The following is an 11,862-nucleotide window of genomic DNA, read 5'->3' as shown; positions in this document are numbered from 1 at the left end:
GGTCAGGCCGGGGGTGGACGTCGTCGGGATCGGGGCGGACGGCTGGGGCGGGCTGTCCGGTGCGGCGCGGGCGGCGCTCGGCGGCGCGGACGTGGTGATCGGCGGCCGGCGTCAACTGGCCCTGCTGCCACCGGAGTTCGCGGGGGAGCGGGTGGCGTGGCCGTCGCCGTTGCGGCCCGCAGTTCCCGGGCTGATCGAGGCGCACGCGGGGCGCCGTATCGCCGTACTGGCCAGCGGTGACCCCTCCTTCTACGGAATCGCACGGGTGCTGGCCGAGGAGGTCGGCCCGGAGGGGCTGCGGGTGCTGCCGCACCCCTCGTCCGTCTCGTACGCGTGCGCGCGGCTGGGCTGGCCGCTGGAGGACGTCGAGGTCGTGACCCTCGTCGGGCGTCCCGCCGGACGGCTCGCGGCCGGGCTGCACGACGGGCGCCGGCTGCTGGTGCTCAGTGCCGGTGCCGGGACGCCCGGTGAGGTGGCCGCCCTGCTGCGGGACCGCGGGTTCGGGCCGAGCCGGATGAGGGTGCTCCAGCAGCTCGGCGGCGAGGGCGAGCGCGTCACCGAGGCGTCCACGGCCGAGGAGTGGCCGGAGGCGGTGGTCGACGCGTTGAACGTCGTCGCGGTCGAGTGCCGCCGGGCGCCGGACGCGTTGCGGCTGGGTGCCGTGCCGGGGCTGCCGGACGCGGCGTACGAGCACGACGGCCAGCTCACCAAGAGGCATGTGCGCGCCGCCACGCTCGGTGCGCTGGCGCCCGCGCCCGGTGAACTGCTCTGGGACGTCGGCGCGGGGTCGGGCTCGGTCGCGGTGGAGTGGATGCGGACGCATCCGTCGTGCGGGGCCGTCGCCGTGGAGCGCGATCACGTACGGGCCGAGCGGATCGCCCGTAACGCGGAGCGGCTCGGGGTGCCCGGACTGCGCGTCGTCACCGGCGCCGCGCCGGAGAGCCTGCATCAACTGCCCCCGCCCGACGCGGTGTTCATCGGCGGCGGGCTCACCACGCCGGGTCTGCTGGAGACCTGCTGGGACCGGCTGCCGGGCGGCGGGCGGCTCGTCGCCAACACCGTGACGCTGGAGTCGGAGGCGCTGCTCGCGGAGTGGTACAAGCGGCTCGGCGGCGAACTCGTACGGCTGGCGGTGGCGCACGCCGCGCCCGTCGGCGGCTTCACGGGGTGGCGGCAGGCGATGCCGGTCACGCAGTGGGCCGTCGAGAAGCCGTACGGGGAGCATGACGGCGCGACCAGCGGTGCCTCCGGCCGGGATTCCGTAACGGGCGCGGATCCGCGCGCGCATTCTCATCGCACAGCACCAGGAGCCACGACGTGACCGTGTACTTCATCGGCGCCGGGCCCGGCGCCGCGGATCTGATCACCGTGCGCGGCGCGCGCAGGCTCGCGGACTGCCGGGTCTGTCTGTACGCGGGCAGCCTCGTACCGTCCGAACTGCTCGCCGAATGCCCGCCCGACGCGCGCCTCGTGGACACCGCGCAGCTCGATCTCGACGCGATCACCGCCGAGTTGACCGCCGCCCACCGGGACGGGCACGACGTGGCGAGGCTGCACTCGGGGGACCCGTCCGTCTTCAGCGCCGTCGCCGAGCAGATGCGGCGGCTGGACGCGGCGGGCGTGCCGTACGAGATGGTCCCCGGAGTGCCCGCCTACGCCGCGGCCGCCGCCGCGCTGAAGCGGGAGTTGACGGTGCCGACCGTGGGCCAGACCGTCGTCCTGACCCGTATCGCGAGCCGGGCCACTGCGATGCCGGAGACGGAGGACCTGGCGACGCTCGGCCGCAGCCGCGCGCTGCTCGTGCTGCATCTCGCCGCCCGGTATGCCGACCGTGTGGTCGGCGAGCTGCTGCCGCACTACGGGGCCGACTGCCCCGCCGCCGTCGTCGCGTACGCCAGCCGTCCCGAGGAGCAGGTGCTGCGCGGGACGCTCGGGGAGATCGCGGAGGCGGTGAAGACGGCGGGCATCGTGCGTACGGCGGTGATCATGGTCGGACGGACGCTGGGCGCCGAGCAGTTCGGCGACAGCCATCTGTACTCGCCGGAGCGGGACCGCCGCATCTGCTGACGGGAGCGGCACATCTGCCGACCGGCTCCGGCCCGGGGGCTCGGCGTGGGTCAGATCGCGGGGGCGCTGCGTCCGACGACCGTGCCGGCGCGGTCGATACAGATCACGTCCACGGCGACCGGCGCCCCGCGCAGTACGGACAGGGCCTGGTCGCGGGCGGCGGCGGCCACCAGGTCGCCCAGCGGTACGCCCGCCGCCGCGCACAACTGCAGTGCCGCGAGGCCGGTGTTGGCGCTCGCGACCTCCGCGCACAGCGCCTCGCCCGCGCCGCCCTCGTGCGCGAGGCGGGCGAGGAAGCCCTTGTCGACCTGGGAGCGTCCCGAGTGCAGGTCGAGATGGCCCGCCGCGAGCTTGGAGAGTTTGGCGAAACCGCCGCAGAGCGTGAGGCGTTCCACGGGGTGGCGGCGCAGATACTTCAGCACCGCGCCCGCGAAGTCGCCCATGTCGAGCAGGGCGTCCTCGGGCAGCCGGTGTTCGGCGACGACGGTCTTCTCCGACGTGGAGCCGGTGCAGCCCGCCACATGCGTACGTCCCGCGGCGCGTGCCACGTCCACGCCCCGCCGGATCGAGTCGATCCACGCGGAGCAGGAGTACGGGACGACGACGCCGGTGGTGCCGAGGATCGACAGTCCGCCGAGGATGCCCAGCCGGGGGTTCCAGGTGGAGCGGGCGATCTCCTCGCCGTGGTCGACGGAGAGCGTCACCTCCACGTCGCCGCCGCCGGTTCCGAGTCCGGCTCCCGTTCCGGTTCCGGGCGCGGCCTCCGCTCCCGTCCCCGTCTCCGCTCCCGTCCCCGCCCCGTACGTACGGGCCACCAGCGCGACATGCTCCCGTATGAGCTGCCGCGGTACGGGGTTGACCGCGGGCTCCCCGACGGGCAGGGGCAGCCCGGGACGTGTGACCGTCCCCACCCCCGGCCCCGCGCGGAAGACCACCCCCGCGCCCTCCGGGAGGAGCCGTACGGTCGCGCGTACGAGCGCACCGTGCGTGACGTCGGGGTCGTCGCCGGCGTCCTTCACGATGCCCGCCATGGCGTGCGTCGACGTCAGCTCCTCCGCGGCGAGCGCGAAGGACGGCGTGTGCCCCTTGGGGAGCGTGATCGTGACCGGATCGGGGAAGTCGCCCGTCAGCAGGGCGGTGTGGGCGGCGGTGACGGCGGCCGTCGCGCAGGCTCCGGTCGTCCAGCCGGGCCGCAGGCCGGTGTGCTTGAGTTGGGCACCGCGTCCGCCCTTCGCCTCACTCATGCCGCCTGCGTCGTTCACATCGCCCACGTCGCCCACGTCGTTCACGTCGTCCATGTCGTCTCACTCATGAACGGATCCCGACTCCGTGCACGTGCTCCTTCTCGGCGGTACGACCGAGGCCCGCTCCCTGGCCGGGACGCTGCTGCGGCCCGGGACGCCCGGCCTGCGCGTGACGTCCTCGCTGGCCGGCCGGGTCGCCAGCCCGCGCGGCCTGCCGGGAGAGGTACGGGTCGGCGGCTTCGGCGGCGCCGAGGGCATGGCCCGCTGGCTGCGGGAGCACCGGGTGGACGCGCTCATCGACGCCACGCATCCCTTCGCCGAGACGATCAGTTTCCACGCGGCGCGTGCCGCCGCTGCCACCCATACTCCGCTGCTGGCCGTACGCCGTCCCGGCTGGGTCCCCGTCGAGGGCGACGACTGGCGCCCGGCCGGTTCGCTGGCGGAGGCGGCGGCGCTGCTTCCGTCGCTGGGGCGCCGGGTCTTCGTGACCACCGGGCGTACGGGCCTCGCGGCCTTCGCGTCCCTGGACGAGCTGTGGTTCCTCGTACGGACCGTGGACCCGCCCGAGGGGCCCTGTCCGCGCCGTATGGAACTGCTGCTGGAGCGCGGGCCGTTCGACCTCGCCCGTGAGCGCGAGCTGCTGCGGCGCCACCGCGTCGACGTCGTGGTGACCAAGGACAGCGGCGGCTCGGCCACCGCGCCGAAGCTCACCGCGGCCCGCGAGGCGGGGGTGCCGGTGGTCGTCGTACGCCGGCCGCCGGTGCCCGAGGGGGTGCCGGTCGTCCCGGGGCCCGAGGGGGCCGTCGACTGGCTGGCGGGGCTGCGGAACGGCGGTGCGGAGCAGGGGAGTTGACCCCGGCCGATGCCTCTCGGGTGCCGGTGGCCGTCGTATGTGACGGGGTACGTGTTCGTCGTGCGTGCCCGTCGTACGTGACGGGGTACGACAGGGGCCGAGACAGCGCAGACCGACCCTGGAGGCACGCACCATGCCGCTCGTCCGCATCGACGCCATGCACTGCGACACACAACGGTTGAAGGCCCTGGGACGAGCCGTTCACGAGGCGCTCGGCGAAACGATGGGCTTCCCCGACGACGACCACTTCCAGATCCTCAACGCCCATGACGGGCAGCGGGGGTTGCTGCGCCACGGCACCTATCTCGGCGTGCAACGCGACGACGGGATCGTGTACGTGGCGATCACGCTGCGGACCGGCCGTCCCGACACGCAGAAGCAGGCGCTGTACCGGCGCATCGCCGAACTCGCCGAGGAGTACGCCGACGTGGAACCGCGGAACATGTTCGTCGTACTGACGGAGAACACGAACGCGGACTGGTCGCTCGGCAACGGTGAGGCCCAGTACCTCTGACGACGGCGGTGAGGCTGCCAGTCCGGAAGCCGCACGGCTAGAAGCCGTCCGCGCGGAAGCCGTCCGGCCGGAAATCGGTGGAGTCGCTGGACGGCCCGCCGATACCGTGCCTGCGTCCCTGCCGTCTCGCCCAGGACGTGCCCTTGTACACCAAGTGAGACCCCCCGAGCGCTGATTCGTCGCGCGTCGCGCCTGTGCGCCGCGCTCCTTTTCGCTGCGGTCTTCTCACTGAAACCGGTGTACTGCTGTGCCCAGGAACTGGGTGGTCGTGCCCACCTGTCTACCTGTCATCCTTCGCCGCTGCCGTGTGTGCGCCTGCGGGCGCTTCCGGGCGAGCGGACGATTCCGCCTCAACGCACATCACAAGCTCATCGACGTCTGGCTCCTCGCGCTGTGCACCGGCTGCGGGGAGACCGTCAAGCTCACGGTGCTGGAGCGCACGCCCGTGCGTTCGCTGCGGCCCGAACTGCTGGACCGACTCCACCACAACGACCCTGTCCTGACAGCCGAGTTGATGCAGGATCCGCTCATGCGGCGACGTCAGCGCATCGCCCTGGACTGGGACGGCGCCTGGCGCGTCGAGACCGGAGGTCCCGATCCCCTCGGGGACGGGGCCGCGTACAGGGCGGGGTGCGAGACCGCGTACGGCGCCGTGGACGAGGCGATCGACGTCTCGGTGCGCTTCGCGGCGCCCATCCCGCTCCGGCCGGTGCGGCTGATCGCCGAAGGCTTCGGCCTTTCGCGGACCGAGGTGCGGAGGCTGATCGCCGAGGGGCGTCTCGTCTCGGCGGTCCGGCTGAGCGGAAGGCTCTCCGGCGACTTCGCCTTCACGCTCAAGCGCTGAGTCCGTACGGGACGTACGGGACGCCCGGTCTCCCGGCTCTCACCGTGCGGGAGCCTCCGCACCGTGTGCGGGCCGGGGGACGCGGCGCAGCCGTTCCTCCAGCGCGTCCAGCAGACCGGGCAGATCGGGGGCGACGGCGAGGTCGTCGAGCGTGGACGCGGCGAGCAGTCCGGAGTCGGCGATGCCGTGCAGGGCGCCGAGCAGCGGCGTCCAGAAGCCGTCGGCGTCGAGGAAGCCAACGGGCTTGGTGTGGAAGCCGAGTTGGCGCCACGACCACACCTCGAAGATCTCCTCCAGGGTGCCGAGTCCGCCGGGCAGGGCGACGAACGCGTCGGCGTGCTCGGCCATCAGCGCCTTGCGTTCGTGCATCGAGTCGCACATGAGCAGGTCGGTCACCTTCTCGTGCGCCCACTCCCGTTCGACCATGCTGCGCGGCATGACGCCGACGACCTCGCCGCCCGCCTTCAGCGCGCTGTCCGCCAGCACGCCCATCAGCCCCCGGCCTCCGCCGCCGTAGACGACGCCGATGCCGCGCCGGGCCAGTTCGGCGCCGACGTCGGCGGCCAGTTCGGCGTGCGCCGGGTCGTGTCCGTCGGACGAGGCGAGGAAGACGGCGAGGCGGCGCATGAGCATCTCCGGGACGAATTGCGGGCGGCCCTCCCGTTTACCACGGGTATGGCCGCGGCGACCAGGTTTTCTCTGTGCGGAACGGTGACGCCGGTCTCCCGGCGGCGCCTCGCGTCAGTCCTCGGTTCCTTGGGCGCCCTCGGGGAAGTCCGCGCTGCGCGAGGCCGCTTCGGAAGCGTTCAGTTCCGCCGTCATGTCCGTCAACTGCTCCCGGACCGCCGCGAAGCCGTCGGCTCCCAGGACGATGCGGCGGGGCGGCGGGGTGCTCTCCATGGCGTCCAGGACAGCGCGCACTCCGCGACGGGGATCGCCGGGCTGCCGACCGTCCTGCCCGACCATGGAGGAACGGACGGTGTGGATCAGGGGCAGATAGGCGTCGACCGTCTCGTTCACGGCTTCGTCGGCGAACGAGGCGTAGGCGTGTGTGCGGAAGGCGCCCGGTTCGACGGCCAGGACCTTGACGCCGAACGGGGCGACTTCGTCGCGCAGCGCCTCGGTGAGCCCTTCGACGGCGTGCTTGGCGGCGCTGTAGTAGCCGAAGCCCGGCACGCTGCGCAGTCCTGCGACGGAGGACATGGTGATGATCCATCCGCTGCCGCGTTCCCGCATTCCCGGCAGAACGGCGCGGAGCATCTGCGTCACGGAGAAGAAGTTCAACTCGAAGGACGCCCTTACGTCCTCGTCGGGCGTGCCCTCGATGGAGCCGTACCATCCCCGGCCGGCGTTGTTGACCAGGACGTCGACGCCGCCGAAACGGTCTTCGGCGGCACGGACGGCCTGCTCGGTCTGGTGTGGATCGGTGACGTCCAGGGGCTGGACGAGCACCCGGTCGCCGTGGCGGGCGGCCCAGTCGTCGAGCAGGTGGGGGCGGCGGGCGGTGAGGACGACGTTGTCGCCCCTTTCCAGGGCGGCGTCGGCGTATGCCATGCCGAATCCGCCGGGGGTGCCGCCGGTGATGAACCAGGTCCTCATACTGCTGGTGCTCCTGTCGGAAACGGGGTGCCGGGGACGGCGGGCGGTCGGTCAGGGGGCGATGCTCAGTTCGCTGATCAGTCCGTGGGCCAGGACGAAGCGGCAGCGCAGGTCGACCGTCCCGCCGGGGAAGTCCCCTTCGAGGTGCTGGTGGACGGTGTACCGGTCGGGTGCGTCGCGTTCGGCGCCGGTGAGCGTCGTGGAGTAGCTGTACTCGGTGTCGGTCTGCCCGAGCCATCGGGTGATGGCTTCGGTTCCCTCGTAGACGTGTCCGTCGTCGGTGACGGTGGCGTGTGACGCGAAGGCCGGCGCGGCAGCGGAGGCGTCTTTGGCGGCGCGACCCGTCAGATAGCGGGTGATCGCTTCGGGCAGGTCGGCGGGGTCGATCGACGTGGGATTCTCGGGCATGCGTTCTCCTGTGTGTTGGGCCGGGTAGCGAGGGATGCGGTGCTTGCCGCTGCCAGGTGGCCGCATGCCAGGCCCGACGGAGGCGCATCACCGCGGAACTCATCGACTGCTAAAATAGAAGTGAGTCGCTTCTACATTAGCAGTAACTGGGGGTGGGCATGCCGAGTCGCATGCGGCTGGAAGACCGAGAGTGTCCGCTGTCCACGACGGTGCAGCACGTCGGCGAGTGGTGGACTCTGCTGATCCTGCATGACGCCTTCGACGGCTATACGCGCTTCGACCAGTTCCAGCGGAATCTGGACATCTCCACCAGCATGCTCACCACGCGACTGAAGACGCTGGTCGCGGACGGCCTGCTGGAACGGCGGCCCTACCAGGACAAGCCGGTGCGTTACGAGTACGTGCTCACCGAGCGCGGCCGGTCCCTTCGGCCCGTGATCGTCGCCCTGGCCGCCTGGGGGAACCTGCACCTGGCACCGGAGGAGCGGTCGATGGTCCTGGTGGACGCCGCCAGCGGCGAGGAGGTCGAGCCGGTCCTGGTGGACGCCCGTACGGGCAGAAGCCTCGACGACAGTGAGGCGTTCGTCTTCGCCGCCGGTCCGGCCGCGAGCAGCGCCATGCGCTCGCGGTACGCGGAACTCGGGAGCGGGCGGAGGGGCGGGGCCGGCGCGGAGTAGGCGTGCCCGGCGTTCGCTGCCACGTCCACGGGCAGCGAACCGGCCCCACACCAGGAGTACTTAGGCTTCTTCTCGTGGACGGCGCAGCGCACGGCATACGGATCAGGCCCGGCGGACCCACGGACGCACCGGCCGTGCTGGCCATGCTCGACGGGGCGGTGGCCTGGATGAACGCGCGGGGCAACACCGAGCAGTGGGGCACCGAGCCCTGGTCGCGGAGGCCCGGCGGGGCGGAGCGGGTCGCGGCGTACACGGCCGAAATGGACGTCCACGTCGCGGAGTCGGACGGCGTTCCCGTGGGGGCGATGGTGCTGCACTCCGGGCCCGGTCCGGCGATCGCCGTCGCACCGGCCGGGGAACCGGAGCAGTACGTACGGCTGCTGGTCTCCGACCGGCGGTACGCGGGGCGCGGCGTCGGGGCGGCGCTGCTGGCGCACGCCGCCGACGTGGCCCGCCGGACGGGCATCGAGTTGCTGCGGGTCGACTGCTGGGCGGGCGGCGGGGGACGGCTCGTCGCGTTCTACGAGCGGAACGGCTTTACGCCCACCGAGCGCTTCCTCGCCGGGGACTGGCCCGGACAGGTGCTCGCACGGCGGATCACCTGATCCTTCCAGGACCGGCCCGGCGTCCCGAACCTGAACCCGAACCCGAACCCGAACCCTCTGCCCGTCCGCCCCGGACGCGGACGCCGAGCGCTAGACGGTCTCGTCCGGCGCGTACCGGCGCGGTGTCCACACGACCTCGTCGCCGCCGCCCCGCCGTACGGTCCGGGTCTGCGAGGAGCCGACGAGCAGGATCGTGCGCATCCCGACGTCGGCGGGCTCCAGTTCGGCGAGGCGTACGACGCTTACGTCCTCCTCCGGGCCGCCGACGTCCGTGGCCAGCACCACCGGGGTGTCCGGCCGCCGGTGTTCCAGCAGCAGTTCGCGGGCCTTGCCCACCTGCCAAGTGCGGCTGCGGGAGCCGGGGTTGTAGAGCGCGAGCACCAAGTCGGCGGCTGCGGCGGCGTGCAGGCGTTCCGCGATGACGTCCCACGGCTTGAGCCGGTCGGAGAGGGAAATGGTCGCGTAGTCGTGGCCGAGGGGTGCGCCGGCGCGGGCGGCGGCGGCGTTGGCGGCGGTCACGCCGGGCAGGACGCGTACCGGTACATGCGTGTACGGGTCCTGCGCCGCGGCCTCCAGTACGGCGGTGGCCATCGCGAAGACGCCCGGGTCGCCGCCGGAGACGACGGCGACGCGTCGCCCGCGCCGCGCCAACTCCAGGGCGAATTCGGCGCGTTCGGACTCCACGCGGTTGCCGGAGCCGTGCCGGAGCTGTCCCGTGCGGACGGGCACGCGGTCCAGATAGGTCGTGTAGCCGACGAGGTCGTCGGCGGCGGCCAGGACGCCGCGGGTCTCGGGCGTCAGCCACAGCGGGCCCGCGGGTCCGGTGCCCACCACGGCGACCTCACCGGCCGGCTGCTGCAACGCGCCCTCCGCCCGCGGCTCTTGCTCCCGTTCCCGGTCCCGTTCCTGCTCGCGGTCGCGGTCGCGTTCCGGCTCGGCCGCGTCCGTCCGCGGTACCGCCGCGCCCGCGCGGCTCGGCAGCACCGCCACCGAGAAGTACGGCACCGATCCCTCGTCCACGGCGGCCAGTTCGCCCGTACGCTCCCCGTCCATCGTGGCCCGCTCCACATAGCGCGCCTCCGCCAGGCGACCCGAACTCTCCAGCGCGCGGCGGGTCTTGGCGAAGGTGCGGCCGAGCTTCATCACCACCGCCGCGTCGGTCGCGGCGAGCCGGGCGGTCAGCTCCTCCTCCGGCAGGGTGCCCGGCAGCACCGTCAGCACCTCCTCGCCCTCGGCCAGCGGGGCGCCCAGCCGGGCCGACGCGGCGCTGACGGAGGTCACGCCGGGGATGACTTCGGTGGGGTAGCGGCCGGCCAGCCGCTTGTGCATGTGCATGTACGAGCCGTAGAAGAGCGGGTCGCCCTCCGCGAGGACCGCGACCGTACGGCCCGCGTCCAGATGGGCGGCGAGGCGGGCCGACGCCTCGGTGTAGAAGTCCTCCAACGCGCCCCGGTAGCCGCCGGGATGGTCGGTGGTGCCGGTCGTCACCGGGTAGACGAGGGCTTCCTCGATGTGGTCGGCGCGGATGTGCGCGGCGGCGATCGAGCGGGCGATGGACTTCTTGTGCCGGGCGCTGTGGTAGGCGATCACGTCCGCCGCGGCGATGACGTCGACGGCGCGTACGGTCATCAGCGACGGGTCGCCGGGGCCGAGCCCGACACCGTAGAGCCTGCCGGGCGTCCGCGCCGCACCGGCGTCGACTCCCGTACGGGCGGCGTCGGTTGACGTACCGGGGGTCTCGACTCCCGGTACCGCGGCGTCGGTTGCCCTACCGGTCCGGGTCTCGCTCTCGGTCACTCTTCCTCGCTCGCTATCGCGTTGAGCGCCGCGGCGGCGATGGCGCTGCCTCCGCGCCGTCCGCGCACGACCAGATGTTCCAGACGCAAGGGGTGGGCGGCGAGCGCGTCCTTGGACTCCGCGGCGCCGACGAAACCGACGGGGACGCCGATCACGGCGGCCGGACGGGGAGCGCCCCGCTCGATCATCTCCAGCAGCCGGAAGAGCGCCGTGGGCGCGTTGCCGACCGCGACGACCGCTCCGTCCATGCGGTCCCGCCACAGTTCGAGTGCGGCCGCCGTACGTGTGGTGCCCAACTCCGCGGCCAGGCCCGGCACGGACGGGTCGGACAGGGTGCACACCACCTCGTTGTCCGCGGGCAGCCGGCGGCGCGTGACGCCGCTGGCGACCATCGCGGCGTCGCAGAGGATCGGCGCGCCCGCGCGCAGCGCCGCCCGTGCCCGTGCCACGACCGCCGGGGTGTGGACGAGGTCCCGTACGAGGTCGGTCATCCCGCAGGCGTGGATCATCCGGACGGCGACCTGGGCGACGTCCGGGGGCAGCGCCCCGAGGTCCGCCTCGGCGCGGATCGTCGCGAAGGACCGGCGGTAGATGGCCGCCCCGTCCTTCTCGTACTCGAACGCCGGGTAGCCGGACTGGTGTTGGGCGGTCCGCTCGTCGACGGGCCTTTCGGGGCTGTGCTGTTCGGGGCTGTGCTGTTCGCGGCCGGGCTGTTCGCCGCCGGGCCGTTCGGGGTCGTGCACTGTGCTCTCGCTCATCGCTCCACCGCTGCCGGAACCGTCGGGACCGCCGGACCGCCGGAGCCGGCCGACTCGGGGACCGGCTCCGGGACCGGCCCCGACTCCCTTACGGGCTCTGTCACTTGGGCGGACGCCGCATCCCGTGCGGGATCCGTCGGCCGCCCGACTTCCCCCGCGGAGCCGCCCGTTCGCGCCGCGGCCACCTCGGCGGCGACGCCGGCGCGGTCCGTGAGCGCCGACGTACGGACGATGTGGCCGTTGCGTACGAGGGAGACGCGGTAGCCGGAGGGCTCCGCCACCGCCTCCACGCGGTCGCCGCGCGGGCGTCCGCAGCGGCGTTCGCACCCGGACCAGTACACCGGAAGCGGTCCCGGACCGGTGAGCGCCGTCGCGTCGGCCCGTACGTCCGCGAGGGAACGGGCACAGCCGGGCCGTCCGGCGCACGCGCCCACCCCGGCACGGGGCGAGGCGGGGTCGGTGATCAGACCGGCGGACGCCAGCGTGCGCGACTGCG

General features: G+C 73.2%; 13 protein-coding genes and 1 pseudogene. 7 read left to right on the top strand and 7 right to left on the bottom strand.

What is annotated here, in order from left to right:
* Positions 1–13 precede the first annotated feature (13 nt).
* A complete protein-coding gene (gene cbiE, locus AN218_RS07220; protein ID WP_070015924.1) occupies positions 14–1,321 on the top strand; it encodes a precorrin-6y C5,15-methyltransferase (decarboxylating) subunit CbiE in 1,308 nt (435 codons plus the stop codon).
* Positions 1,318–2,067: a precorrin-4 C(11)-methyltransferase gene (gene cobM, locus AN218_RS07215; RefSeq protein ID WP_070015923.1), complete on the top strand. Its 750-nt coding sequence runs from the start codon at positions 1,318–1,320 to the stop codon at positions 2,065–2,067. Before cbiE ends, cobM begins: the two co-directional genes overlap by 4 nt.
* 50 nt (positions 2,068–2,117) lie before the next feature.
* Here cobM and AN218_RS07210 read toward each other — a convergent pair whose 3' ends face one another.
* Positions 2,118–3,311 (bottom strand): cobalt-precorrin-5B (C(1))-methyltransferase, encoded by a 1,194-nt coding sequence (locus AN218_RS07210; RefSeq protein ID WP_107421385.1) that lies wholly within the window; start codon positions 3,309–3,311, stop codon positions 2,118–2,120.
* A gap of 85 nt (positions 3,312–3,396) precedes the next feature.
* Here AN218_RS07210 and AN218_RS07205 point away from each other — a divergent pair, with 85 nt between their 5' ends.
* The 3 genes from AN218_RS07205 to AN218_RS07195 all read left to right on the top strand — a co-directional run bounded on the left by AN218_RS07205 (position 3,397) and on the right by AN218_RS07195 (position 5,522).
* Positions 3,397–4,164, top strand: coding sequence for a cobalt-precorrin-6A reductase (locus AN218_RS07205; protein WP_070015921.1), 768 nt, complete (start codon positions 3,397–3,399; stop codon positions 4,162–4,164).
* 133 nt (positions 4,165–4,297) lie between these two features.
* Positions 4,298–4,678, top strand: coding sequence for a tautomerase family protein (locus AN218_RS07200; protein WP_070015920.1), 381 nt, complete (start codon positions 4,298–4,300; stop codon positions 4,676–4,678).
* Between the two features lie 247 nt (positions 4,679–4,925).
* A complete protein-coding gene (locus AN218_RS07195; RefSeq protein WP_107421384.1) occupies positions 4,926–5,522 on the top strand; it encodes a DUF1062 domain-containing protein in 597 nt (198 codons plus the stop codon).
* Between the two features lie 39 nt (positions 5,523–5,561).
* On the opposite strand, the gene AN218_RS07190 is transcribed toward AN218_RS07195, so the two are convergent.
* From AN218_RS07190 to AN218_RS07180, 3 genes are all read right to left on the bottom strand, one after another.
* Entirely contained in the window at positions 5,562–6,149 is a 588-nt protein-coding gene (locus tag AN218_RS07190; protein ID WP_070015929.1) for an LOG family protein, read from the bottom strand.
* Between the two features lie 114 nt (positions 6,150–6,263).
* Positions 6,264–7,121 carry an SDR family NAD(P)-dependent oxidoreductase gene (locus tag AN218_RS07185; protein ID WP_070015918.1) on the bottom strand — a complete coding sequence of 286 codons (858 nt, stop codon included), beginning with the start codon at positions 7,119–7,121 and terminating at the stop codon, positions 6,264–6,266.
* Between the two features lie 51 nt (positions 7,122–7,172).
* Positions 7,173–7,529, bottom strand: a complete 357-nt coding sequence (locus AN218_RS07180) for a nuclear transport factor 2 family protein (RefSeq protein WP_171908624.1) — start codon at positions 7,527–7,529, stop codon at positions 7,173–7,175.
* Between the two features lie 158 nt (positions 7,530–7,687).
* Between AN218_RS07180 and AN218_RS07175 the strand changes: the two genes are divergently transcribed.
* Entirely contained in the window at positions 7,688–8,206 is a 519-nt protein-coding gene (locus AN218_RS07175) for a winged helix-turn-helix transcriptional regulator (RefSeq protein WP_171908623.1), read from the top strand.
* 143 nt (positions 8,207–8,349) lie between these two features.
* The gene (locus AN218_RS07170; RefSeq protein WP_420855943.1) at positions 8,350–8,811 is read left to right on the top strand and encodes a GNAT family N-acetyltransferase; all 462 of its coding nucleotides are present in this window, start codon (positions 8,350–8,352) and stop codon (positions 8,809–8,811) included.
* Between the two features lie 90 nt (positions 8,812–8,901).
* Here AN218_RS07170 and cobJ read toward each other — a convergent pair whose 3' ends face one another.
* The 3 genes and pseudogenes from cobJ to AN218_RS37960 all read right to left on the bottom strand — a co-directional run.
* Positions 8,902–10,440 (bottom strand): precorrin-3B C(17)-methyltransferase, encoded by a 1,539-nt coding sequence (cobJ, locus tag AN218_RS07165; protein WP_070015926.1) that lies wholly within the window; start codon positions 10,438–10,440, stop codon positions 8,902–8,904.
* 164 nt (positions 10,441–10,604) lie between these two features.
* Positions 10,605–11,366, bottom strand: coding sequence for a precorrin-8X methylmutase (locus tag AN218_RS07160; protein ID WP_079131902.1), 762 nt, complete (start codon positions 11,364–11,366; stop codon positions 10,605–10,607).
* A pseudogene (locus AN218_RS37960) lies at positions 11,363–11,862 on the bottom strand (precorrin-3B synthase); the annotation flags it as partial. The gene AN218_RS07160 and the pseudogene AN218_RS37960, both read right to left, overlap by 4 nt.

Origin of the sequence: Streptomyces nanshensis (assembly GCF_001751255.1) — a bacterium.
Taxonomy (GTDB): Bacteria; Actinomycetota; Actinomycetes; order Streptomycetales; family Streptomycetaceae; genus Streptomyces; species Streptomyces nanshensis_A.
This window is presented reverse-complemented; position numbering and strand designations above follow the sequence as displayed.